Source organism: Sphingobacterium sp. HMA12, from assembly GCF_002933815.1.
GTDB lineage: Bacteria > Bacteroidota > Bacteroidia > Sphingobacteriales > Sphingobacteriaceae > Sphingobacterium.
This window is the reverse complement of the sequence record NZ_BEYR01000003.1, coordinates 470,281-496,865: the sequence shown is the minus strand read 5'-3', so window position 1 is coordinate 496,865 and position 26,585 is coordinate 470,281. Positions and strand designations below refer to the sequence as shown.

At 40.8% G+C, this 26,585-nt stretch carries 13 protein-coding genes; 5 read left to right on the top strand and 8 right to left on the bottom strand.

The features are described 5' to 3' along the window. Window positions 1–164: 164 nt before the first annotated feature. The 3 genes from HMAT_RS18890 to HMAT_RS18880 all read left to right on the top strand — a co-directional run bounded on the left by HMAT_RS18890 (window position 165) and on the right by HMAT_RS18880 (window position 8,163). Window positions 165–3,473 carry a TonB-dependent receptor gene (locus HMAT_RS18890; RefSeq protein ID WP_158655994.1) on the top strand — a complete coding sequence of 1,103 codons (3,309 nt, stop codon included), beginning with the start codon at window positions 165–167 and terminating at the stop codon, window positions 3,471–3,473. An 18-nt stretch (window positions 3,474–3,491) separates the two neighbouring features. Beyond that, entirely contained in the window at window positions 3,492–5,078 is a 1,587-nt protein-coding gene (locus HMAT_RS18885) for a RagB/SusD family nutrient uptake outer membrane protein (RefSeq protein ID WP_104384396.1), read from the top strand. Between the two features lie 211 nt (window positions 5,079–5,289). Next, window positions 5,290–8,163: a glycoside hydrolase family 2 TIM barrel-domain containing protein gene (locus HMAT_RS18880; protein WP_233789460.1), complete on the top strand. Its 2,874-nt coding sequence runs from the start codon at window positions 5,290–5,292 to the stop codon at window positions 8,161–8,163. A gap of 68 nt (window positions 8,164–8,231) precedes the next feature. Here HMAT_RS18880 and HMAT_RS18875 read toward each other — a convergent pair whose 3' ends face one another. Next, window positions 8,232–9,782, bottom strand: coding sequence for a discoidin domain-containing protein (locus HMAT_RS18875; protein ID WP_104384394.1), 1,551 nt, complete (start codon window positions 9,780–9,782; stop codon window positions 8,232–8,234). Between the two features lie 702 nt (window positions 9,783–10,484). Between HMAT_RS18875 and HMAT_RS18870 the strand changes: the two genes are divergently transcribed. Next, the gene (locus HMAT_RS18870; RefSeq protein WP_233789458.1) at window positions 10,485–10,820 is read left to right on the top strand and encodes a hypothetical protein; all 336 of its coding nucleotides are present in this window, start codon (window positions 10,485–10,487) and stop codon (window positions 10,818–10,820) included. A 128-nt stretch (window positions 10,821–10,948) separates the two neighbouring features. Here HMAT_RS18870 and HMAT_RS18865 read toward each other — a convergent pair whose 3' ends face one another. After that, window positions 10,949–11,335, bottom strand: a complete 387-nt coding sequence (locus HMAT_RS18865) for a nuclear transport factor 2 family protein (RefSeq protein ID WP_104384393.1) — start codon at window positions 11,333–11,335, stop codon at window positions 10,949–10,951. Between the two features lie 334 nt (window positions 11,336–11,669). Here HMAT_RS18865 and HMAT_RS18860 point away from each other — a divergent pair, with 334 nt between their 5' ends. Further along, on the top strand, window positions 11,670–12,413 hold the full coding sequence (locus tag HMAT_RS18860) for a CPBP family intramembrane glutamic endopeptidase (protein WP_104384484.1): 744 nt from the start codon (window positions 11,670–11,672) through the stop codon (window positions 12,411–12,413). 603 nt (window positions 12,414–13,016) lie between these two features. On the opposite strand, the gene HMAT_RS18855 is transcribed toward HMAT_RS18860, so the two are convergent. From HMAT_RS18855 to HMAT_RS18830, 6 genes are all read right to left on the bottom strand, one after another. Next, window positions 13,017–14,579 carry a DUF4832 domain-containing protein gene (locus tag HMAT_RS18855; protein ID WP_233789456.1) on the bottom strand — a complete coding sequence of 521 codons (1,563 nt, stop codon included), beginning with the start codon at window positions 14,577–14,579 and terminating at the stop codon, window positions 13,017–13,019. 44 nt (window positions 14,580–14,623) lie between these two features. Next, window positions 14,624–15,838 (bottom strand): SusE domain-containing protein, encoded by a 1,215-nt coding sequence (locus HMAT_RS18850; RefSeq protein WP_199768710.1) that lies wholly within the window; start codon window positions 15,836–15,838, stop codon window positions 14,624–14,626. Window positions 15,839–15,960: 122 nt separating this feature from the next. Continuing rightward, window positions 15,961–17,607 (bottom strand): RagB/SusD family nutrient uptake outer membrane protein, encoded by a 1,647-nt coding sequence (locus tag HMAT_RS18845; protein WP_233789454.1) that lies wholly within the window; start codon window positions 17,605–17,607, stop codon window positions 15,961–15,963. An 11-nt stretch (window positions 17,608–17,618) separates the two neighbouring features. Continuing rightward, on the bottom strand, window positions 17,619–20,615 hold the full coding sequence (locus HMAT_RS18840) for a TonB-dependent receptor (RefSeq protein WP_104384392.1): 2,997 nt from the start codon (window positions 20,613–20,615) through the stop codon (window positions 17,619–17,621). 431 nt (window positions 20,616–21,046) lie between these two features. After that, window positions 21,047–22,279 carry a glycosyl hydrolase family 28 protein gene (locus HMAT_RS18835; protein WP_158655992.1) on the bottom strand — a complete coding sequence of 411 codons (1,233 nt, stop codon included), beginning with the start codon at window positions 22,277–22,279 and terminating at the stop codon, window positions 21,047–21,049. A 76-nt stretch (window positions 22,280–22,355) separates the two neighbouring features. Then, window positions 22,356–26,420, bottom strand: a complete 4,065-nt coding sequence (locus tag HMAT_RS18830) for a hybrid sensor histidine kinase/response regulator transcription factor (RefSeq protein ID WP_199768709.1) — start codon at window positions 26,418–26,420, stop codon at window positions 22,356–22,358. Window positions 26,421–26,585: the final 165 nt, after the last annotated feature.

Genomic DNA, 26,585 nt, shown 5'->3' with positions numbered 1-26,585 from the left:
CAGTTAGAATCCTGACCAAATTAATTTTAATTGATTAATCCTAAAATAAAATGATGTTTACTAATACCAAAGGGGATCTTTCCCCTTATCCCAATGTTGCTAACACATCAGGTTACTATAACCTAATAAATGGAACATCTGGATCTATTTTAAAAAAAGGCTTTATGAAAATATACCTAACATGTATTATTCTAACCGCTGCCTTTCTGCAATCGTCTTTGGCTGCCAATGGTCAGCAAGTAACACTCCATATGGAAAAGGCTCCCCTGAAGACTATATTCAACGCGATTAAACAGCAGACTGGTTACGACTTTGTCTACAAAAATGACGTATTGGAGAAAAGTAAACGCTTAGATATCAACGTGACCAATATGCCGCTTCGTGAAGCGCTTGACAAATGTCTTGCCCAACAGCCGATAACATACACATTAAAAAACAATACCATCGTAATTCAAATGAGGGAAGTGGCATCATTTGAACCTAGGGTTCAGCAACTAATTGCTACGGGTACAGTACGTGATTCGGCAAAAACCTTAGCAGGGGTAAATGTCATGTTAAAAGGCAGTAATGGAATTGGAACAACGACCGATGCAAACGGAAAATTCCAACTGAAAATACCTCACGAAGGTATTCTTATCTTTCGCTATGTAGGCTATAAATCCCAGGAAATAGCGATTAATGGAAATGAAGCTATTAATGTCACTATGCAATCGGACCAGGCTAATCTTCAGGAAGTAGTTGTAGTCGGATTTGGTCAGCAGCGCAAAGAAAATTTAACGGGATCAGTTTCCACCGTTCGTGCTTCTCAACTGACAGACCGTCCTGTCACAAGCGTCGGAAATGCATTACAGGGAACAATGGCAGGAGTCACGGTCACCGCTGCAAGTTCTGGACAGCCGGGACGTGACGCGGCCACAATACGTGTGCGTGGCATTGGAACACTCAATAATGCTGGTGCGATGGTTGTCGTTGATGGAATGATCTCTACTATGAACAATGTCAACCCTGATGATATAGAAAGTATATCGGTATTGAAAGATGCAGCATCTGCTGCTATTTACGGATCTCGGGCAGCCAACGGGGTAATCTTAATCACGACGAAAAAAGGTAAGGAAGGAAAAACTATCCTGACCTATAACACCTATGTCGGCAAACAAAGTGCAACCGGGCTTTTTGATTATTTGCCATCTTGGCAAGCCGCGGGACTCTATAATCAGGCTCTCCGCAATGAAGGAAAACAACCGCGGTATACGGAAGAAGAAATTGAAACATTCAAGAATGGATCTGATCCCTATAATTATCCCAATACGGATTGGCTGGATCTTGCTTATAGGGGCAATGGGGTGCAACAAAATCATTACTTGAGTGTAAACGGCGGAAACGACAAGTCCCGGTACATGCTCTCCCTTGGTTATTTTGATCAAAATGGTCTTATGGAAAAAACAAATGCGAAGCGTTATACTTCCCGTTTTAATCTGGAATCAAAAATCAATGACCAACTGAAAGTTCACGGCAATCTCGCCTATACTTACTCGCCATTACAGGAACCGCAATCAAGCATGCCAGGGGTATCGGGATTCACTCAGGTGGTTCGACAAATCAACCGAATTGTTCCAATGGTTCCTTATAAATATGAAAATGGCCACTATGGAAGCATTGCCGATGGAAATCCACTTGCTTGGCTGGAATCACCGTCTTTTAACCGCGAAAACTATTATGATTTTGTTGGAAATGTCGGTGCAGACTGGGAGGTCCTACAGGGTCTCCATTTTAAACCTACACTAGGCTTTGTATCTTCCATAGCACAAAATAAGTTTTTTATTGCTGACATTCAGTATTACAATGCCGCAGGAGACAAAACCTTCTATCAAGGACCAAATAAACTTACCGATAAAAATACAACCTTCCGAAGGACAACACTCCAGGGCTTGTTAGATTATACAAAAAGCTTTGGAGATCATAATATAAAGGTATTGGGAGGCTATTTTCAAGAGCTTACACAATATACTGAAAATAGTGCTTACAGACAGCGCTTTCTCAACAATGAGCTGAGTGAAATAAATCTCGGATCGACCGCCGGACAAACTGCCTCTGGTTATGGATATGAAATGGCATTGCGTTCTTATTTTGGTCGATTGAATTACGATTTTGCGGGTAAGTACCTATTTGAAGCAAATTTGAGGTATGATGGAACATCTCGTTTTTCACCAAAACACCGCTGGGGCGCTTTTCCTTCATTCTCAGCTGGATGGAATCTGAACAGAGAAAATTTCTTTGAGCCAGTAAAGGAATCTATATCTGCTTTAAAAATCCGTGGGTCATGGGGAAAACTCGGTAATCAGGAAGTCAAAGCTAATGGTGATTTTCCCAGTGCGCCATATTACCCATACATCACCGTGATCAGTTCTGATCAAAACTATACATTTGGTGGAGCCTCCCCTACTATAGCAACGGGCGTAGCCCCGACTAGTGGTGCCAATGCCGATCTTCGCTGGGAAAGCACGACCACTTATGGTGCAGGTATCGATGCGTCATTCTTCAAAGGAAAACTGGATCTGACTGTCGACTGGTTTAATCGGAAAACAAATGACATTATACTGGATGTACCCGTCAGTGGCGTATATGGATTAAAACCCCCAACGAGAAACGCTGGTGCTGTACAAAACAAAGGTTGGGAATTTGTCCTTGGATACAAAGACAATAAGGGAGACTTTGCCTACAATGGTTCGTTCAACATCTCTTTTATCGATAATAAGATCACCGATCTATATGGTACGGGGCCTTACCTAACAAATACAACTATACAACAAGTAGGCTATCCTATCAATTCGCTATATGGCTATATTGCAGAAGGAATTTTCCAAACGAAAGAAGAGGTAGAAAAGAATGCTTTTCAAAGCAATCGGACCGGAGCCGGGGATTTAAAATACCGTGATATTGACGGCAACAAAGTAATTGATAGCGACGATAAACAATATTTAGGCAATTACTACCCCAAGACCACTTTCGGACTAACATTGGGCGGTACATATAAGAATATCGACCTTACGCTATTCTTTCAAGGGGCCGCTCGTGTAAATACGTATATGGAAGGAAAGCTAGGCGAAGTCAGTGACGCCGCAGGAAAGCCTACATCTGCGTTATTGGATACTTGGACCCCCGAAAATCCCGGAGCGTCACTTCCTCGGATCCTTTATTCCCAAAATCAAAATAATGCAATAGACAATCCTTCTTCATTCTGGGTCAAAGATGCTTCCTATATCCGGCTAAAAAATCTACAGGTAGGATACAACTTCACCAGCTTAATCAAAAAATTGGGAATCAGCCGTGCCCGTATCTATTATAGCGGTCAAAATATATTGACTTTCAGCGGACTTCAAGACTGGATCGATCCGGAGGCTTCCTCTAGTAGTGGCATATATTATTATCCTCAGGTCAAAGTACATACGTTGGGCCTAAATGTCACTTTTTAACTCTTATTCGCATTACACATGAAAAAAACTTTAATATTATCTCTTTTTCTCAGTATAACTGTTACGGGTTGCCAGAAAGATTTTCTGGACAGAAATCCCAAAGATGCCTACAGCAATTCATCGCTCTGGTCTTCGGAGAATGATGCATTAGTAGCCCTTAATGGTTGTTATAACTCCTGGAGCGACGGATATCACGTACTTTACATGGATGCTTTATCGGACAATGTGTACAGCCAATATTATTGGGAAGGTTATACAAGCTTGGGAAATGGGTCCGGGAGTCCTTCAGACACTTGGATCACTGATAGATGGTCTCCGTCATATAGCACGATACAGAAATCCAACTGGTTTCTAGAAAACGTGGATAAAACCCCTATGGACGAAGCATTGAAAACCCGAATGAAAGCGGAAGCACGTTTCCTACGCGCTTATCAGTATTTTACATTGACCCAACTTTACGGTGATGTCCCACTTGTCACTAAAACACTGAGCCAAGATGAAGCAAATGCGGTAAGTCGTATTGCTGTCTCTGAGATCCAGAAATATATCCTCGACGAATTGAAGGCGATCACGCCAGAACTTCCTGTGAAATATTCTGCTAACGATGTGGGCAGAATTACCCGAGGAGCAGCCTTGTCGCTCAAAGCACGTTTAGAGCTGTATAGCGGTAAATACGCAGATTGTATCATTACTAGCAAGCAAGTCATGGAAATGGGCTACTCTCTCTTCTCTTCCTATCAAGACGTTTTCCGAATACAGAATGAGAATAACAATGAGGTTATCCTTGACATACAATATAAGGAAAATGACTATTCCAACGGCAACATTGGCATTATGCCATCCTCAACTTTTGGTGGATGGGGCTCGATTGATCCGACGCAATCTTTAGTAGACGCTTATGAAATGGCCAATGGAAAAACGATTGATGATCCAGATGCCAATTATAACAAAAACAATCCTTATAAAAATAGGGATCCTCGCCTTACAGCATCTATCGTCTATCCGGGACAATTCTACGAAGGAAAATATTATAATCCAATTGAACGGAGTTCTGGAGACTACTATAACGGAAGTAATAATTCTAAAACGGGCTATTTATATAAGAAATACACGTCTAATCTATCTGACTATCCGGATTTATGGAATACGGGTTTAAATATGATTCTTATACGCTATGCGGAGATATTGCTGACATATGCTGAAGCAAAAATAGAAAGTGCAAGCATAGACAACAGTGTGTATGACGCTATTGATGCCGTAAGACAAAGGGCCGGAATGCCCAAAGTTGATAGATCTATTTATGCTAATCAAACTACCTTACGCGAACTGGTAAGAAGAGAACGCCGCGTAGAACTTGCTTTAGAAGGTTTAAGATGGTTTGATATAAAGCGTTGGAAAATCGGGCCACAAGTACGTGAAGGAAAAGTATATGGTACACGACTAGGTACCGTCGATCCAACGAACGGAGCTTTATTGCTTACGGGTGAACATGTGGAGGCTGAATCTCGGACTTTTTCCAGTGAAAGAGATTATCTCTGGCCAATCCCCCGAAAAGAAACTGATGTAAATCGTAATCTAACACAAAATCCAGGTTATCCAAATTAGTAAATCGTAGCCATCAGCTTAAAATATTTAGCGCTGATGGCTCATTTTTTACAAAGAAAAATAGACTAATCATACATTTTCGCCACTAACAAAGTGCTTTTCTGACAGCTTTTAGCAGAAACTAAAGTGGAACTATATTTTTTACATGAAAAAAACAAAGTACATCTTGCTTTCATTAATATTATGGGGTATATGTTCATCGCTGTTTGCAATGAAAAAAAGGTCTGCAAGAACACTGCTTGATATGAATACCAACTGGGCATTTTATCGAGGAGATATGGACCAGGCGATGGAGATAGATTATGATGACAGCAAATGGGAAGCGGTAAGTATTCCGCATGTTATGCGTTTGGAGCCAAAACACAACGGCGGCAGCGTATTTCAAGGTACGGGATGGTATCGCCGTTATTTTCGTCTTTCCGGCGGAATGCAAAATAAAAGAACCGTACTTCAATTTGAAGGCGTCCAAACTAACTGTACAATCTTTCTTAACGGAAAAAAAATTGCAGAACATGCTGGCGGATACCTAGGCTTTGTGGTTGATATAACGCCGTACATCCAATATGATAAAGATAACGTGCTCGCAATACGCGTCAGCAATAAGGATGATGCGTCAACGCCCCCCGGCAAGCCTATGCAGAAACTAGATTTTAATTATTATGGAGGGATCTATCGGGAAGTAAAAATGATCATTACCGATAAAACCTATATTTCGGATCCTATGGAAACCGATATCATTGCTGGAGGTGGAATTCTGGTAAGCTTTCCGGCGCTTACTAAAGAAAAGGCAACAGTTAACTGCCGAACGCATATCGTAAACAGCAATACCCATTTGATATCCAAATTGCGTTTGGAGACAATACTATTAGATAATACCAGGAAAATCGTATCAGAGACCAATAGCAGAACAAATATCTCTCCCGGTGATTCTACTTTTGTCCAAAAGCTCGAGGTTTTTAATCCGCAGTTATGGTCTCCCGATCATCCATTCCGATACCAACTGGTTTCACGCATTTATGCCAACGATATTTTAATTGATGAGGTAAATACATGGATAGGTATAAGGAGATTCAGCTTTCGTTCTCCTACCGGCAAAGCCGATGGCTTTTATTTAAACGGCGATAAACTTTACATTCGGGGTGCCAACAGGCACCAAGCATTCCCTTATGTAGGAGATGCGGCAAGCAATTCGATGCAATATCGCGATGTTATGCTCTTGAAGAAAGGAGGATTCAATGCGGTAAGAGCCGCGCACTATCCACCATCGCCAGCATTTCTTGATGCTTGTGATTCTCTAGGTCTATTGGTGATCGAATGCCAACCGGGTTGGCAATATTTTAATGAAGATGATTTATTTATCGAACGTACATATCGTGATATTCGCAAAATGATCAGGAGAGACCGTAATCATCCTTCTATTTTTTTATGGGAAACATCGCTCAACGAGTCTCCTACTCCAGCGTCCTGGATGATGAAGGCGGTACAGATCGCCCACGATGAGTTACCCGGTGATCAACTATTTACAGCCGATGACCTCAATAGTAGAAGCCAACCTTTCTACGACGTATTTTATAAGGTAGTTGATCCTGATGGAACTGACCCATTCCCCAAAAGCCCTTCATTGACAAGGGAATGGGGAGATGCATGGTTTGCAGATCCAAGTAAAGAAAATGGACTCCGTGCTTCGAGACTTTACGGCGATAAAGGATTAATCAACCAATCAATATTACGACAGAATGCACTCAATGGAGAAAAAGAAGAATCTCTCGGAGGTTATTGGGATCATGCAGGTCTAGACGCAAATCCTCGAATAAGTGGGTACTTCCTTTGGAGTTTCAACGATTATACCCGCGGTTATGATCCGGTCACTGCGTTCAGTGGAGTAGTTGATTTGGATAGATATCCGAAATTTGGCTACTATCAAATGAAAGCGATGCAGGGTGCCAGAAATCCCGCTTATGGTCCTGTTGTACATATAGCGAGTCACAATGCAAGAAAAGATCTGGATGCTAATATCATCGTATTCTCAAATTGTGACACTGTCAGGCTCTTTCGAAATAACAAACTTGTGGGCGAAAAAAACAGAGAAAACAATTCGGTAACGGCGCCATTTATTTACAAAAAGGGAGGTAGCTCGTACTTTCGTTTTGAGCTAACAGATTACGAATCAGGAGAACTGGAAGCGGAGGGAATATTGGGTGGAAAAGTCGTTTGTACCCATCGTGTTTCAACTGCCACGTCACCCCACCATCTGCAAATAGAATTCGCTGATCAAGGCATCGTTCCTCATGCAGGAGGATCGGATATGATACCAGTTTATATTAAAATTTGTGATGAAAAAGGAAATTTGGTAAGCTCACCTGAGCAAGCAGATACAATTCCAATTAAGTTGGTTGTCTCAGGAAAAGGTCGTCTGATAGGTGGAAATAATCCTCATACAAAGGTTTCTCCACAATTTACTGAAGGTGGCATAGCCTATGCACTTATTCGTACAACGACTGAAGCCGGTCAAATTATTATTAATGCAAGCAGTGATGGATTACAATCCGCAACTGGTATAATAGCAAGTATTCCTAAAAATAAGAATCAGGTTCCCGACGGGAAGCGGTATACCTGGGTGAATGAGTATGATAATCCTCATACTGAAAATAGGAATACGGCAACATCTGCGCACAAAAGAGAAAAGCTAAACCTTTCAACTGCCGCCGTTAAAATAGATGGAATCCCAATCGACTCACTAAAGGTAATAACTGATGGAAACCTCACTAGTTTCTGGCGAGCAGATGAGCTAAAACTCCCGATTAAAATTTCTATTGATCTGGGAGAGAAGTATGATTTAGATTCTTATCGGATTTATTGGGGGAAGGATAGTGACTGGTATCTTTATACCTTGGAATCGTCTATCGATGGGCTTACATGGTCACCAATATGCAGCCATTTATCCTCGTCGGGGCAAGATTACAATTCCAAGAGCATAAAGCAACTAGGGGTTCGTTACATGCGCCTCGTAATTGAAGGAATTCAACCTGAGAAAAGTGTCGTTGCTGTGAGGGAACTTGAGTTTTCTGGAATAAAGTCTGATTGACTTTAATACTATAACATCAATGTTGATGTAAAGAATCAACATTGATGCTATAAAAACTTAACACTTTATCAATAAAGACCGAGCTCAGCAATTGCTGCAAACTGTTCTCCGTCCCAAGCATCAATGGCTTTTATTTTAAGAAACCTAAACGACATTGGTGCCATAAAATCCAAATACTGTGGTCCATTGAGATTGGGAACCTCGTAGTTTCCAACTTGGTTAAAGCTAACTCCGTCGGCACTATAGGAAACTTCTATATTTTTAACTGCACGTGACAATCCATTGCGATGTGTGTAGCTGAGTCCATGGGCTGTTTTGATTGCTCCTAAATCTATGATTAATTCATGAGGAAATGTAGTTTCATTGGTCGACCAACGAGAATGCCAATAGCTCGAAGAACTTCCATCAATGAGATTTGCTGCGGCTCCATCTTCTTCAGCTATTTCTTCAGAACTAAAAGAATGTACTTGCCAACCTTGTTTGCTTAGTTCTGAACGGGTACTAAAATTTATTATCGGTATATTATTTATGAATTTATAGTTATAAGTAAAGGTAGAAATTATACCATTCTCATGGATAAATCTTAGCCTTAAATCGTACAACGAGTCTCCTTTGTATTGTAAATCCGAAGTTTTCATTTCAACATAAAAGCTATCTATACCAATTGTTTTTGATTCCCATGTTATCGCGTTATAGTCTCCGCCTCCTTCGGGATCATTATAATATGCAATACTATTAATCTTATTTGATGAATGAAACTTGCCGGACACAACAATAGCTTCTTTTGCAGCATCATATTGGGCGTGAATACGATCTATTTCCGCATTCGCGGTGTTGTAATAAGTTTTACTGTCTTTATTGAAAATTTGATTTGCATTCAAAATTGCTGCGTCTGCAGCAGTTAGCATTGTTCCCTCCTTACCCAAACTAAAATTGCCATACCCCATCAGGGCGGTACCGAGTGTTAATTTCTCAGAAACTTTCTCTGAATTGTGGGGAAGGTTTAACCCGTGTCCCAGTTCGTGAGCTAAACCACCAAACCAACCTGTAAATTGATTATTGGCCAAACCGATATTGGCGATATTAAAATCCTCATAGTCTAATGCATAACACCACTTCCCCGTCCCGTAAAACGGTCCTCCAGTGGCTATACCGTCTTGTCTAAATTCATATCTCGGAATTATAATAAGGGTATGATCGCTCGTCTTATCAGAGGGATGAGTTTCAAACCATGCATTAACCTCCTCCGCTACAGCTCCACTCCCCCCCTCATAGGGGTAGGCGCTCTTGGGCTTACTACCCCGGATTGTTATAATCTTGACAAGACTGTCACTATTGACAAACATTCCAAAAGTTTTATTTGCATATCCATTTCGGGTCATCTCATTTTTATAAAATTGTCTGACCCATAACATGATATCACTGAGCCTTCGTTGATAGTCAGGTAACGTATCTAAATCATTGGGTACAAAATAAACAATATTTAAGTTTCTTGTTCTATCACTACTAAAACCGTCGGGGGTATGTACTGTATTTGGATCTACAGGGTGTAAATCTTTTTTGCATGCAGTAATAAAGAAAACTGTGATTAATATAAATGGGATTATTTTTTTCATCATTTTAAAATTTAATTTGGTTTATTTTTATGGGTTAGACATTTAAAAATCCTACATTTTTTTATTTTATGGTCAATAGATTAGAGGCAAATTTTATATCACCAAAAATCTCTGTTTCTTAGGTGTTGGCCAGTATCGTTCTATCAGCATGAAAACCAATACTCTTATTTCTTGATCTGATCAAAATACCGCTTTCTTTTAAGTCTAATTGTATTTATTTTAGGGAACCGACATATCCCTCCTTTCATTAAGGTTAAGCTCTTTATAATTTTTCAGCTGTGATAATACAACCTTTAAGATGTTTTTGATAAGCTTAATTAGTTTACAAACGATCATATAGTGTATGTACAAAAAAGTATTGCATGCCCCTAATCGCTCTCAATCTTTATTATTTACTTCTATGATATCAACCCAGTATACAGGTTAATGCGTCTGCCTCCATAATATGAACCTGAGGATTGGATAGGAGAAAATGCATTTCCTGCTTGTTACTAGTGTCAAAACCTTACACTTGAATAGAATCTAGCTGCGGAATTTCAAAAAGAAAAAGCTAAATATTACAAAGATGGGTGAAACGCGGAGGCTTGCTTAATTATGCTAACTTGAAGGAACATATCGTCAATGAAGTTGAATAGGCTTTGCTTCTGCTTGGTTCTAGTACACCTATTCTCATATAATTCTTTTTAAATTTCATTATTTTTGAGCATGTGGACACCAATATCAATCGACAAAATAAAACTTCTTATTTTACAGGCAGAACTGAAAATGGATTATAAAGCGTTAAACCTTTGGAATCTCATCAAAGCCATTCCTCATAAGTGGCAAGAAAAATTATTTGGAAATGAAGGTGGAGGGTTTTGGGAGGTTGCTTTATTTGGAAATCAAATAATTTACTATAATGACATCGAAGATGGCTTTAATATATCAACGTTTGAAACCTATGGCGTTATTGAGCAATTCATTTGTAACCAATCTGAATTGACCGCCCCTATTAATTATTTAGTTTCACAATTAAATCAAATCCCTGATAAAATTATTTAAGATAAGATAAAGTGCTAAATAAAAGTATAGAAACAAAAAAAGCCACGTCTCACGAGGTGGCCTTAAATAAACATATGATTCACTAGTGGTCAACTTTTGTAATCGAGCTGACCACTAGTTATTAGAGACTATTTATAGGAGTTGACTGAACTGGATACTTTCCAGTGATTACCTTCACGTACCAAAGTCACCAAATCAGTCTTGGTGAAGTCTTCAAATTTTAGGGTCACTTTGGCGACCATATAATCTGCCGACTCCTCGAGGATATCGGTGCTTATCACACAGTTTAACTTCGCTCCTTTTTGTTTTTTCAAGTATTTTACGACTTGATCGCGGCTGTTGGTCTTGGCATTTGCCGATTGAACCTTTTGGCTGAAATCTTCGGCAAATAACTGCTCTACGCCAGCTGACTCTCCTTCGGTAGTTACCGCAACATAATGCTCAAGAGCAAAGTCTGCTGTGGAAAGGTTAACGTTTGCTTTCTCAGATTCCGATGCGGGTTTGTCAGCTGCCATTGCAAATGTTGATACTGCGATTAGGGCTGCTGCTGCGAATGTTTTTACTAGAGTTTTTTATCGAAATTATTTGTTTTTTATTTGATGATAAAGCTATCATGAGTGCCTTTTGAATACACTCATGATGGTTCATAATGTCTTTATTTTATTGTGTTAGTAGTATTATTCTTAAGTATTGTTCTTATTTGTTGACTCAAAACTACGACACAATCTGCCCCAAGCCTATGGGCTTTAGACCAACGGACAGGAAAACTCGGTGAATGGCGGGAATGGGGAGGTGAAAAGAGAAAGTTTTTTTGCTATCTTACAGCAACCCATTAAAAATATACCTTTTATGAACCCTTATTTAAGAAGCTTTTGGAATAATATTCTAAACTTCAATTGGAAATTTGGTTTATTTCTAATTCTAATAGTTTGTGTACCAAGATTTATTATGGTGCTCCACGCTAATCAATATGCCGATTATCGTTTTATTGGTTTAATAATGCTGTTATCTTTTATTGTTCCTTTCATGTTCTTGAATAAAAAGGGTATGAAGGCCATTGGGTGGAACAGACCTAAAAATTATACGTGGCTGTGCATAGCTTTTATTTGTGGTTGCTTATATGCTTATTTGTTATTCCTCTTGGGTAAATCACTTTATCAGGACAGTTATCAAAACTGGTATGTATATATCGCGAATTCTTATAAGATTCCCCCAGATTTAACGATAGAGGCAAAAAGGCAAATGTTCCTCATCATGGCTGGTACAGGAATGTTATTTAGTCCCTTTGGTGAAGAACTTTATTTTAGAGGAATAGTTCATGAAACCTTTGTTTCGAGATTTGGAAATCGTGGAGCGTCAATACTAGATAGCTCGGCGTTTGCCTTAACCCACATTGCACATTTCGGACTAGTATACCTGCACGGCGGTTGGCATTTTCTTTTCATACCCGCACTCATCTGGTGTTTGTCAATGTATTTTGTGAGCAGACTTTTTTACTTCTTCAAGGTGAAATCAGGAGCTATTTGGGGAGCTATAATTTGCCATGCAGCTTTTAATCTGAGTATGATTTATTGTATATTTTATCAGTTATAATATCAAAAGCGTCTAAAAATTTAGTAGAATCATATAGATTGCTGTGATATCTAAAGGTTATTTTATCGTGACTATATTTTCTTAATCGCTTAGAATATTTCGCTATTTTGCCCTTTAACAATTCATGCTATCTTGAATTTTTCTGATACTTATTAGAAGATCCTCCTATGTTAGACTTTCTCCCACTATCATATTTTCACGCATGCAGACCCACCAGTCTTTTTCAATAACAAAAACTGGCAATCCCATTATACTGCTTAATTGATCTAGAACAAGACTCTTTTGTTCCGTGTTAAGATTTAACCACATAATTTTAGGATTGATAAAGCATATTTCTTTCTGAATCCATACTGGCACATATCTCAATTGAGAATCAATAATTTGTTTATCAACTTTTTTAACTGAAGTTTTTATTGTGTCTAAGAATTCTTCGTCAAATTACATGTTACCTTTCGAGAGAAAGGATCAACATAAAAATTGGCGTAGAGCAGTGAAAATCCAATAGTATTCAAAACAAATTGGATGACGAAACCAAAAAGAGGAAACGATAAACAGCCACCAAATAAGTAGTGGCGGCTGTTTTTGATTGTCATTTGGTACTTTTTATTGTACCTGTACTTTCAATAGCTTTAACCATCCGGTACTGGTCAGATCACCATTCACGGCAAGTTTTATTCCCGGCTCATTTTCATTTGTGGTATCTACAATGGCTACGGCCCAGGTATAGTTTCCAGCGGGAACGCCGATCTTAGCTTTTAATTCGTACGCCATTGGATTATTCTTAAGCCAGGTTGATGGCTCTCCTTTATCATCTACAAAAACTTCTTTCACATTATTTTCTTCATCTAAAAGCGCAAAGGCTACTTTATATTTATAGTTCCATTGAGGAATATTGTTTGGAAAATACCCCCAGCCCATATTCCGCCAGCGGTGGTTAATTGTCGTTTCTGTACCCGAATTGACTTTCTCTGGTAAATAAACACGATCGGGATATAAGCGATAGCCACCTTCAGAAATAAAACGCTGACATAAGGTAAAGGACTTGGTAAACCAGCTTTCAATTTCACCGATACGGAAATCCATCATGTTTACTGCAGCTTCCAAAGAGCTGTCAAATTCGCCCTGCCGAACATCTTCAGGATGGTCTTGCCTGTATTTACCACTTGGATCAGTCCAGTAACGGTGTGTGCCCGTGGTAATCCAACCGCCTTCCATAATAATTGGGCGTTTAAAATTCCAGACCTTGGCAAAATTCTTCTCCCAGCTTTGATAATAATCGGTCATTCCAAAGGCATCCTGACGCAGGCTATATCCTTTGCTGATCATCTTATTCAACAGCTTCTCTGAATTAGGATTAGGAGCTCCATTGCCCGCAGGGTCGCCAACTAAGCGATGATAATTGATCAGCAAAGGCACTTTTGTAAAGTTCTTCGAATACACATCTGAAATCCAATCAACAACTTCTTCTTTGATCACCTCAATATTTTGGCCGGAGGGATTATTAGGATCTTCATAAATGACACTATGCCCTTCACCCCACAAGCCGAGTCCATAGGCATCGACAAAGGAGGTTTTATTTAAATCGTTAAAATCTTTCGCCAATTCTTCGATCAGCTTGCTATAATATTTCCGAAAAATAGGATCTTGCAGCACAGGTGTTTTTCTATCCGGAAAAGAAGTATTGGCGACATAATACTTGGCGCCTGCATCGAACACAAACTGCGGCGTATTTGCTCCCTGGTCTCGACCGTCGACGACGATACGAAAGGCAATTGGCAGACCTTTATCTTGTGCCCCTTTGATCATTTTATAGATTGCGGTACTGGGATCCCGCCAGGCATATACGCCGTCTGCAGGGTTAAAGGTGCGCCAGCTGGTACGGATATAACAGGCTGATGCATAGTCAATCGCTTTGACCGTTTTACCTAAGTCAGGCACATAGAATTGGGTATCCCAATAAGAGGAATTGCCCGAAGCTGAAGCGTACATGACCCAACCGTTTAAAGGGTTACGAAACATGGAACTCCTGTTGTAACTGGGTTTCACCAAGGTTCCCGACAATGCTCTTTCAGTATCGGCGCCTTCTTTCTTACATGACACTGCTAGAAAGCAAAGCATGACAGTAAATGCTTTGAGACAGGCTTTTTTATAATTTATATTTTTCACTTTCAAAAATGTTAAAGTTAATTTATGCGCTTTTATACGACCGTTTACCGTTTTAACGCCAGAATTGTCATGTTTCTTAAATCAAAAATCAGCACATTGGTCGTCGCCGGAATAGTGAAATAAGAATTGCGATTTGCGCTCGCGGTGCCCCCGCCCAGTTCGGTTGCTTTTCCCAGGGTGAGCGTCAAGGTCTGGGCCACACCCGCAGACGTGAGCGGAGCACTAAATGCGTAAGCCAGGTTTTTGTTATTACTGTTATCTCCAGTCACGATAAACTTGGTAGTCCCAACTTTACCACCGGTATAGACTAAAACCTGCGGATCGGCCAAACTTACCTGACAATCCATTTTTACAGGAGTTCCCCAGCCATTGATACTTCCGTGCATCCACAAATCGGCTACAGTAGTTGTATAAGGCTGGTCTCCTGTCCATGTCACTATTTTGGGAGCAAGCGCTTTTGCCGGTGAATAGATTGTTGCTGTGGCCTTCTGCATGTTGACCACGACACGGTATTCTCCAGCAGTTGCTATTTTCCAGGAGAATACACGTTCTCTCATCTTAATACCAACGGCATTTCCATCGTTTAGTTCACCGCTTCCATCGGAGGTTACGACATAATTGGTCTCTCCATTAAATTCGACCGGAATTTCGAGTTCGCCCGGCTGCAAGTTCAATACATAGGCATACTGATCCAGATTTTCCAATGTTTTTGGCATTTCCACCTTGCTCTCACCAACGGCACTTCCGCTCAAGAACACTTTATCAGCATCAAAAACAACTGTCTTGATCGGGTTTATTGTAATTCTTACGGTCCGTACTTCGGGGGCCTCAAAAGTAGCGCCGCCCTCCCATTGGGCAACGACTCTAAACTCTAGCGTAAAGCTCTTATTTGCGGATATGCCCCACTTTTCGTTTGCCCAATTTTGTAATTGTTCAGAAGTAAAGCTTCTGCTGAATACATTATCGTCTTCGTAGTTGAATATGGCTGTACCGGTCCCAAAATTGTTTCCCACCACATCCAACATCGTACTGTAGCTGACCAAATGATCATCTGACTGCGCCCTGGCGGGCTTCCAGTTAAATGTGACAATATCTTTGGTCATATTGACCTCGTCCAGCGTAATAATTTCGGACGAGGGCTGAAGTTCCATCGTTTCATTGACTTTGGGTATATCCTGTATTTCCTGTTTGCACGATAACTGACATAGTACCATGCCTATGAAAAATAAAACTTTGTATAAATAATTGATGATTTTCATTGGTTTATATGTTTACTAACATTTGGTTCGTATCTTTCGCCTGACTGGCGCAGCTACTATTTGTCATCAGATGGGGAAACTGCCGAAAATACGAATACTATTTAGACAGCTTCCCACTACCATTAATTATAACCCGGATTCTGAGGGAATGGCGCTCCTGTATTTGCATCCCTGATCACCTGTGGTATAGGCCACAGGATATTGTTGTCCGTGATTTTATCTTTGATCGTATTATTATACTTTTTGACACGCTCCACCAAAGTATTGGTACGCACCAGGGTAAACCTTCTGCTTTCTTCGCCAACTAATTCGCGGATACGCTCATCGAGCAGGAAATCCATGTTCATCTGTGCGCCCGTGATTTCGGATGCTCCGGCTCTTTTCCGCACCTCATTGACGGCTTGCGCAGCTTTATCAGGCATATTTTGCCCCAGATAGGCTTCGGCAAGCAACAGGTAAGTTTCCGCTAAACGGAATTTCATGCGGTCTTTATAACTACCGGTCAAACTTAAATTTTCAGTACGTCCGTAAAAGAATTTGGTAATCGCCGGAAATAAACTTTTTGTCGTAAACCAGGTCTGTTCGGTAATATTAGCTTTCTTGCCGTATAGTGAAGCCTCGTTCGCGTTGTTGTAATACCAGTTGCGTTTAATGTTATAACCTGAATTACGGATATCATTTGTTTCAAAAATACCGGCCACGTTGCCTGAAGCATTTGTACCCGTAGTGCCTACCCACCATTTCATGGGCACTAATTGTGCGATACCACGGCCGCCCAGGGTGTCAGCCAGAACAAATCCTGTAATGGTCGAATAATTGGGTATCCATGCCCTGCGGGTCCAGTCATCCGAATTGGTACCACCACCGATTGTGTTAAACTGGAATTGCAATACCCATATACTTTCTTTATTGCCACTTTTTCTATTTTGATTATTTTCCAGAAATAGATCGCTAAATACATCGCCCGGTTTGCTGCCATTGACACCGTACCTGCTTTTCATGAGGGTATAATAACCGCTATTGATGACCGCCAATGCGGCTTTTTCGGCTTCGGCATGATTGCCCTGCAACAGATAGATTTCGCTCAGCAAATGGCTTGCCGCCCATTTGGTCAGCTTCCCTTCTTTGACACCGTCGGGATTGGTAGGTAGGTTATCCACGGCAAACTTCAGGTCGTCTACCATATGTCTGATGACTTCGGCTTTTGGTGTACGGGTAAAATTAAGCTGAAAATCATACAGAATGGTTTCCACATAAGGGACATCGCCGTAGAGATAAACCAGGGTACGGTAGGCATAAGCGCGAAAGAAGCGGGCCTCAGCCTGAAAGCGTGCTTTATCTTCCGGCGTATCCCAATTGGTATTTTTTTCGGAATAGACCAACATCAGGTTTGCCGATGAAATAAGATTGTAAGCCCAATTCCAGTAGGTTCCCACAAACCGCTCTGAGGCCGTAAGTGTAAGGTTGGCAAAAGCCGTCAGCGAGCCATCGCTATTGATGGCATCGGCGATATCCGTAGAGACTTGCAAGGCTTCGTATGGGCAGGCACCATTGTGGATAAAGGCGCCACCCTCACCATAGGTATTGTATTCTGATCGCGTGAGCGTATATAAACCTGCGCTCCCCACCTCGAAACCGTAGGTGCTTGTATAGGTATTGGACGGCGCCAGTTCAGTTTTCAGCTCTTCCTCCAGAAACTTCTTACAGCCTCCTAAGGTAACCAATACGATAAGCCCCAAACTTGTTGTGATAATATTTTTCATTTTCATGTCCTATTCGATTAGAAGTTTACATTTAAGCCAAACATATACGAACGTGCTGTTGGATAAGAGGCCATCCAGGTGTTGTCGTAGTTGAGTACCTCTCTGATATTAGAAATCGTATTGAGATTGTTGACGCTGGCGTTGATATCAATACCATTAACACCTATCTTTTTAGCAATTTTGTGTGGCAATTTATAACCAAAGGTGATGTTCTTCACCTGTACGTAGCTCACCTTTTTATAATAGCCGTGCCCCAATGGATTGAGATAGCCCGGAGAAACGATTGTCGCATTGGGGTTCTCCGGTGTCCAATAATTGGCATCGTGTACATAGTTGGTAATTCCGAAAGTCCAGGCCCCTAGATTGGCCATGTGATCATCGCGCCATACATCAAAAACACCTGTAACCAACGCGGATGCATAAAAATTTTTGTAGGAAAACCGGTTGGCTAAAGAAGCTGTATAACGTGGATTTTTAGATCCGATGACCACTCGGTCACTGGCTTCTATCTTGCCGTTACCATCGCGATCGTACAGCTTGGCTGCTCCGGGCGCTGCCCCATCAACAGTAATGGTTTCTCCATTTTGCCATACGCCGATCATTTTATAGTCGTAGAATACTCTTAATGGTTGACCAATAAACCAGTTATTGGCAATATCATCAATACCATCCCCTCTCAATTCGACAATTTTGTCTCTATTTAAGGAAAATACAGCCGTTGTATTCCATTGAAAATTTTCTCCTTTCACGTTCGCTGAGTTTAAGGTGACCTCAATCCCTTTATTTTGAGTCGCACCAATATTGTCCCAAATTCGGTTATACCCGTTCATGATAGGTACAGTGCGGGTCATCAGTAAATCTTTTGTTTTAGAGAGATAAGCATCAATGGTTCCCCCCAGTCTGTTATTAAATAACTGAAAGTCCAGCCCTAGGTTGGTCGAATAGGTGGTTTCCCATTTCAAATTAGGATTCCCCACACCATCACCGGCCAAATAGGCTGTCGTAACGGCAGTACCATCATCGCCCCAGATATATTTTACATTGGAGTATAGGCGGTCTAAAGTACGGTATGGTGTAATCGCCTGGTTACCGTTGGCGCCATAAGAAAGACGGATTTTCAGCATATCCAGCCATTTGGCATTATCTTTCAGAAATCGCTCTTCTCCAATTTGCCATGCCGCAGCGGCAACTGGGAAGAATGCGTATTTATTGTTGATACCAAATACCGAGGCCCCATCTGTACGTCCTGTCAGGGTCAATAGATACTTACCTTTATAGGCATAATTTATTCTGCCCATGTATGACAGCATCGCAGATTCCGATAAAGAAGCACTGTTGGAAACTAGACGGCTGGCCGAACCGATCATAAAGTATTCGGTATCATCGGTTACAAAACCTGCTCCGCTCTGGGCTGTTGACCAGCTTTTTGTTTTTTGCATACTGAATAAACCCGTCACATCAAAACGATGATCGCCGATCTGCCGCTCGTATTTGAGCAGGTTTTCCCAGGTATAATCGTTATAATTGGAATTGTTAATAGAAGCACTACCTCCGGCTTGCGTACCTTGATCCCTGCCTTCAAAGGTATTGCGCCCGTAATAGGTTCCGGTAAATCCGTTCCGGTAATTATAACCAAAATTTGATCGTAAGGAGAGCCCTTCTACAGGTAGCAAAATATTGGCATAGCCAGAAAGAAAGAAGTTGTTATTATACCTATCCTGAATGGCATTGACGTTGCGCATCGGATTGACAATCAATGAATACTCCATGGGCTCGGGCACATACTTTCCCGATTCGTCTTTATAGCTGCCATAAGGACTTTGTTTTATGGCATGTTCCAAATTGGGCGTAATACCACCGTCGCTTTTCCGGGTATATTGCAGGCCAACACCAGTCGTTAACCACTTATTAAAAGTCTGATCTACATTTGTGGTTATATTTAAACGTGACAACTTGGAATTGTACACCACACCTTCTTGGTCTAAAGCTGCCAGAGCAGCCATATATTTTGTATTCTCTGTACCACCGGAAATGCTCAGCTGATGATCCATGGTCATGGCTTTCCGAAAGACGTAATCCTGCCAATTGTTAGTAATACCTTTCGCATAATTGCCACGCTCCGTTACGCTAATAATATCGCCTGCAATAGGATCCAACAAAGCACCGGTATATCCCTGCCTGATACGGGCAATGTCTTGTTGAAAGCGGATGTATTCATTTGGGCCCATGACATTGATGCGTTGCATGGGCTCGGCCATGCCGATCAAACCTTTGTAATTTACCTGCGCTCTACCCAATGCACCCCTTTTGGTTTGTATCAGAATAACCCCATTGGCCGCACGCGAACCGTAAATAGCCGAAGCCGAGGCATCTTTTAAGATCGAAAGGTTTTCGACGTTGTTTGGATCGATATCTGCCAGGGATCCGCTGTAGGGAATCCCGTCCAGGATAATCAATGGACTATTGTTGGCCGATATTGAATTTTCTCCCCTTATCAATAGGGTTTGTGATGCTCCCGGTGCAGCTTCGCCGGTCGTAATGGAGAAGCCCGCCACCTGTCCCACCAAACGATCCATCAGGTTGGAGGTAGATACCATGCTTAGCTGCTCTTTTCCGACGACAGCCAAGCCTCCTGTTAAATCTTTTTTCTTGGCGGTACCATAACCGACGACAACAACCTGATCCAGAACATTATTTCCCGACAATTTTACATCATTGACTCCCGATGGATTGACCTTTATTTCCTGGTTATTGAAACCGATATAGGTGAATACTAGCGTAGCCGTGCGTGACGCCCGAATGGTATAATGACCATTTGCATCTGTCTGTACCCCGTTTTTCGCCCCTTTAATCATAATCGAAACACCCTTAAGTCCTTCTCCTGCCTCATTGGTCACCTGACCTTTGACATTTATTTGATCTGTTGCTTGCGAATAAACGTAATTGGTCGCTACCACCGATAGGGTGGCGCTCATTATCCAGCTCCTGAGCCAGATATGTATTTTTTGTATCATTGATTTATAATGGTTGGTTTAAAATTTACTTGCGTTCTTTACTTTCCCTTTCTCGTAAAGAATATGATTTTAAAATAGGTCTGCTTCAATAGGCTTTTTTAATTTAAATTTTTGTGATACATAACATCTCATTGCTATAAATGCATGCGCAATGCTGATGGCAAGACTTCGTCTTCGGACTTAGTGACGAAACATAAAATTCCGTTGAGCCTTGCTATTGGTTTTTGTAAAGTTCGGATTACCCTGCGTGAGCCTGATCACGTGGTCGGGAGGAATTTTTATACACATATTTTCCTTTTTAAAATTGGTTAAGACAAAACTATAATCGTCACCAATTCAAAGGGTTCGTTTTTGTACGAAAATGGTTTGATTTTGTACAAAAGGCAAAAACAGGTGTTTTTCGCTCTAAAATGGAGATTAGGAGCACTTTATTATTCGTTTTTTATACGCATTAGATGATCTAGGATAACCATATCACTTGGTTGCACATCGATAGCTTCACCCCGGCCTTTATAAATGATATCACGGAAACTGGCCTGCGCGACCCCTTTGGCTTTTATAGGCTGATGACTGATTAAATTTCGTACAAATAAGCCCTGCACGTGCTCGCCATACTCGACCACCAAACCTTGCTGTGCTAGCGGACTGATGACCATATTTTCGATAAAAACATTGCTTATCCGAAGTTTTCCCACAGGCATAATCCGTATGGATCGATGTGAGATGGAGTAGAAGTCCTGCCAGTTCTGGAGATAAATAGTCGAAATGTTGTCGATTGCGCCCCGATATATCGACCCACTGACCACATTTACATTTTCTTCACCTGCTCCCACTCCAGTATCTGTCAACCCTATATTAATAAAGTCGTCACCGCTTTTACCTCTGCAATTCGCAATAAGAATATTTTTACAGCCAAAACGTATGCCTATGCCGTCCTGGTTCAAGATCTGTTTGTCTGCTCCATCAACAGTTACTGCCTGCCTCACGTTAAACGTAATATCGCTTACCTTACCGTTTGTACAGCGTTCCAATACCAGCCCATGCCCATGATAATCCTTTAATGTAATGCCGCTAACCTCAAATACATCGGTGTGAGCCAATATAATGGCGTGGTTTCTCCATCCGCCTTTTTGGTTCTCTCCGGGCTTACCTGCATCGGTACCATAAGATTGCCCAAATCCGCTGGGATTGAGGGACAAGGTTTTATTATGGTCACCTGTAGCTCTGGGATGATCAGCTCCTTCTAAAAGGACATTTCCTTTTCCAATAATCCTGATATTCTTTGAGGGGGTTATGTCTTTGATTGCCAGTCCGACATTTGCCGAACGAATAAAATTATCCCGACATTTATCCGATAGCTTAATGGTACAGTTATTCAATTCGAGTTCAAAATCACCGGGAAGCAAAATGGCCTGATCAATGAGCCAGACACTTTTTTTCGCTACCGCATCATATTTAGGGATGACTACTTTTCCAGTCGTGTTTTTTGCTTCATTTATGGCTTTTTGAATGCGTTCTGATTGGGTACCTGTTTTATATTTATTGGGACTGATAAAAGTCTCATCCCCTTTGTGGGTGACGGCTGCTGCCAGATAAATTACATTACACAAGCAAATAAAACAGGTGAGCAGAAGTACTTTTCTAAAAATTTTAATTTTCATCATCGTTAGGATTTTTAAAAATATGGATTGCCTTTACCTAGTCAGAAAGGCTTTATCGGTCGATTATTGGTTATTTTTCTTATTTCTTTCCACTGGAAACCTTTTTCTTAAACTCCGAAGGACTTAATTCAAACTGTTTTTTGAAACAGACACTAAAGTATTTGGCGTTGTTAAACCCAGTTTGGTAAGCAACCTCCGCTACGGTCAAGTCCGATTTCTCCAACAGGTAAGCACTTCTTTTCAGGCGCATATTCAAAATAAATTCTTTGATCGACATGCCTACAATATCATTAATTTTTTGATAGAGAATGGTTCTTCCCACATTCATATCTGCTACAAAATCTTCCACGGAGTAACTGGCATTGTCAATATTTTCTTCAATGACCTGAATGGCCTTAATCAACAGTTCCTCGTCCATGGAGGTGACGGTAACATTGGAGGGATCCACCTGAATATGTTTGCTGTATTTTTCTTTTAGTTCCTGCTGATTTCTAAGAATGGTTTCAGTCTGTTGCAGTAGATAGTCGACATGAAAGGGTTTATCAATAAATACATTTGCCCCATATTCCAATGCCTTTATTTTATTCTGGTTATCATCTCCGGTACCTGAAATCATGATAATAGGAATATGGCTGGTCTTAAAATTTTGTCTAAGGCTGCGGCAGACTTCCAAACCGCTCCGATTTGGCATAATTAGATCAGTGATAATAAGTTGCGGGTATATTTTTTCAGCTTTAATTAAACCTTCTTCTCCGTCACTTGCAGTATATACATTATATTTTTCGGCCAGACGCTGCTCCAAGTAGACGCGAAGCTGTTGGTCATCTTCTATGAGCAGGATATTATCTGTCTTTTTGATACTGACGGTTCCTCTTTCAGGCGCTGCTGTATCCTGGGTGATGATCTCATCGATTTCAGAAACGGTATAATCATACACATTAGACTGCATATCTCCTGAACCGGCCTGCTTTCTTAACGGTAAGGTAATGGTAAATGAAATTTTATCGGTCTTATTGACCATCCATATTTTACCTCCCAGCACATCCACCAGTTCTTTTACAATGGCAAGGCCAAGTCCTGAACTTTCTTCAAAAGTAGGCCGATGGGAAGTCAAGCGGTTGAAAGAAGTATAGAGTGTCGCAATCTGTTCTTCCGAAAAACAATCACCGGTATTTAAAACTTCAATAGAGATGTATTCAATATCTGTCGTATCTAAGGACGATAAGCGTTCTTTTTCTTCTGCCGTGGCGTTATAGATACGTACCCCCACATACCCGTTATCAGGTGTATATTTTAAAGCATTGGAAAACAGATTGGTCAATATTTTTTCGATGATATCGTAATCAAAAGCGAGATAAAGCTTGTCCTTATAGGCTGAAATATTGGTTTCAACGCCCTTTTTATTGGCATATAGCTCAAATAGTCCAAATATATCCCTTACAAAATTGATAAAATCGCCAATCTGCGGATTGAGCGTTATTTTTTGACTTTCAATTTCGCGAAAGCGCAGCAATTGGCTAATCATACGTTGTATTCTGGAGACATTCCGTTCTATTAAATCCATGTAAACGTAAGCAGTATCATTAGCCTCAATCGTTGCTTTGAGTTGTTTAAGCGGCTGTAACACCAAAGTTAGCGGTGTTTTTAAATCGTGCGAGATATTGGTAAAAAAGTCGGTGCGTGCCTGGTTCAGCTCTTGCATATTCCGCTCTTTTAAACGCTCGAGTGCCAGCCGCTCTTTAAACACTCTTTTATCGCTATAATATCGCATAATAAAAAAGAGCAAGGCAAACACAAGAGCTGCATAGAAACAATAGGCCCACCAGGACAAGAAAAATGGGGGATCGACGTGGATGTACAATCTGGATATTTGATCGCCCCACTGTCCATCATTGTTGGAAGCCTTGATTTCAAAGGTGTAATCTCCACCCGGAAGATTAAGAAACTGTACGGATTTCTGGTTGGGATGACTAATTTGCCAATCTTCGCCAAGCCCCAACATCCGGTAAGCAAACTGATTTTTATCCGCAGATAGATAACTATTTGCCGAAAACTTAATTTCGACATTGGACTGGCTACTGGAAAGCCTTATCTTATCTCCTTTTTGATTGGAAAGGCTACCAATGTCTTTCGATAAGATTGATGAGCCGTCATCTGGTTTCACGAGTTTATTATTGACCAGAAATCCTGTAAAAAAAACCTTTGGTTTTTGCGGATTTTTCTTGAGGTATGCAGGATCGAAAAGTAAAAACCCATTGGTGCCACCAAAAAGCATTTCACCCCTGGAAGTTTTGTAAGCGGCATGAATATAAAATGAACCAATGTTATTTTCCTGATAGAATCGTGCTTTTTCAAATTGTCGGGATTTCCTATTGAAACAAAAAAGACCCTCACTGGTACTTAACCAGACATTTTTCGTGGCGTTATCTTCTAATATACCAAATACCATTTTGGCCGGGAATCCGTTACTTGTACTATAATTGATGTAGGTTCCATCTTTTTTGAGCACATTTACGCCTTTGCCCAATGTTCCCAGCCATACTTCACCATTTGAGGTCAATATATAGCTACACAGGTAATTTGAGGAATAGGAAGTATCGTTAACCATGTAATGCTTCAACACGCTTAACGTATGGGGATTTACAATAAAAAATCCTTGATGACTAATTAAGCAGAGCTGATTTTGGTTATTCAAATATAAGGCTTCGACTTCCAGGTTCAATTTTTTACCCTTGGCGTCGATGACGTTTACCATTTCGATATTGCCTAGCCGCTTTTTGCGGTATAAAAATGACTTATCGGGATCTGTCATCCACCAGGTGCCTTCATTATCGTTTACAAAATCATAAACGGTCAGCGGTTGCTGGCTTTCTGGCGAACGGAAATTAAAACTGCTGAAACGTTGATTGTCTACATCATAACCGCCGATACCACCATTATAGGCAGAAATCAATAGTCTTTTGCTCGCTTCATCAAATTTCAGGCGTTTAATCATTTGGGGAGTTGACGAACTACGCTGCGATTGTTCGGGCCGAATAAACTGATCTTTTTTTCTATTCCAGTAATTCAGGCTGCCCCCTTCGGTGCCAATCCATATATTTCCCAGATGATCTTCCTGAAAACTACTGACAATGGGGTGATTTAGGCCTCCCGGACTAGGCTTAAAGTAACGCACTCTGGAATCGTAAAGTGAACAATAGGCTATTTTACCACCGTAGGTACCTATCCATGCCCCTTGGTCCGGATCTGGATAAATTGTCCATATTGAGTTATTAGGTAATGAATAGGGATCGTTCAGATTCATCCGTAAGGCGCTGCTGCTTTTATTGGCAGGGTCATAAAAAAATAATCCGGCTTGTGTAGCCACCCAGATCACGCCGGTTTGATCCAGATACAGTTTTTTGGTTAAAACAGATGAATTTGCCGCCACGCTTACCGGGATCTTCTGCTTTAAGGTACCTGTCAGATCTGTTACATGGATTCCGCCCCGTTGTGTTAAAAAATAATATAAGCCCTGGTATGCAACGGCATCGTTCACCTGATTTGCCGAACCTCCGAAATCGGCGAACTGAGCCAGGCGTTTTTTAGTCATCTCTACCTTATGCACAATTGCGCCTTGGGTTAAAAACACCTGGTCTTGGGTACTCAATATATTTTGAAAAGACTTGTTTTTGGGCAATAAAAAGCTTTCCGTTTGTTCATTTTGTGGATTATAGCGCAGTATACTCTTGTCCGACAGCATGTAAACCTGACCATCGCTATGTGCACAAACCGAACGGATCATTCCAGGAACCACCACATGAAAAGAAAAGCGTTCGTAATCGAATTTTAATAATCCCTGTCCTGAAGCTAAAAATAGATTTCCTTTTTTATCCCGAATTAAAGAACCATAGCCCCATTTCTGCTTTGGTCTCATAGCAGAAACAATCTCGTTTAACTGATAAAAACTATTGCCATCGTACATAAAAAGTGCATCGGGTCCGGTATACCAGATACGTCCTATACTGTCTTTTGCAATGCTTTGTATACCGCCATAATACGAAGTTTCGGGCATCAGATGAAACCTGTACCTCGAAAGATCAATACCGAGAACAGATTGCCCCCAAAAAACGATAAAACAAATGATCAGACTGTATTTTTTCATTTACCGATGCTACTAAAGCTATTTAGATTAATCAAAGATTTCTGTGCATGCCAGGTTGTTGTCAACACCGAGCTTTTTTTTTGACAATATTTCTTTTAAGCTACGATTCTCTTTTTATTACGCAAAGAGCTGCGTTGAAATTTCGGTTTAAGCTCCTTTGGACAA

Excerpts from the sequence above, each read along its gene's own strand:
- HMAT_RS18890 (WP_158655994.1), top strand. The coding sequence starts at position 165 with ATGAAAATATACCTAACATGTATTATTCTAACCGCTGCCTTTCTGCAA.
- HMAT_RS18885 (WP_104384396.1), top strand. The coding sequence starts at position 3,492 with ATGAAAAAAACTTTAATATTATCTCTTTTTCTCAGTATAACTGTTACG.
- HMAT_RS18880 (WP_233789460.1), top strand. The coding sequence starts at position 5,290 with ATGAAAAAAAGGTCTGCAAGAACACTGCTTGATATGAATACCAACTGG.
- HMAT_RS18875 (WP_104384394.1), bottom strand. The coding sequence starts at position 9,782 with ATGATGAAAAAAATAATCCCATTTATATTAATCACAGTTTTCTTTATT.
- HMAT_RS18870 (WP_233789458.1), top strand. The coding sequence starts at position 10,485 with ATGTGGACACCAATATCAATCGACAAAATAAAACTTCTTATTTTACAG.
- HMAT_RS18865 (WP_104384393.1), bottom strand. The coding sequence starts at position 11,335 with ATGGCAGCTGACAAACCCGCATCGGAATCTGAGAAAGCAAACGTTAAC.
- HMAT_RS18860 (WP_104384484.1), top strand. The coding sequence starts at position 11,670 with ATGAACCCTTATTTAAGAAGCTTTTGGAATAATATTCTAAACTTCAAT.
- HMAT_RS18850 (WP_199768710.1), bottom strand. The coding sequence starts at position 15,838 with ATGAAAATCATCAATTATTTATACAAAGTTTTATTTTTCATAGGCATG.
- HMAT_RS18845 (WP_233789454.1), bottom strand. The coding sequence starts at position 17,607 with ATGAAAATGAAAAATATTATCACAACAAGTTTGGGGCTTATCGTATTG.
- HMAT_RS18840 (WP_104384392.1), bottom strand. The coding sequence starts at position 20,615 with ATGATACAAAAAATACATATCTGGCTCAGGAGCTGGATAATGAGCGCC.
- HMAT_RS18835 (WP_158655992.1), bottom strand. The coding sequence starts at position 22,279 with ATGATGAAAATTAAAATTTTTAGAAAAGTACTTCTGCTCACCTGTTTT.
- HMAT_RS18830 (WP_199768709.1), bottom strand. The coding sequence starts at position 26,420 with ATGAAAAAATACAGTCTGATCATTTGTTTTATCGTTTTTTGGGGGCAA.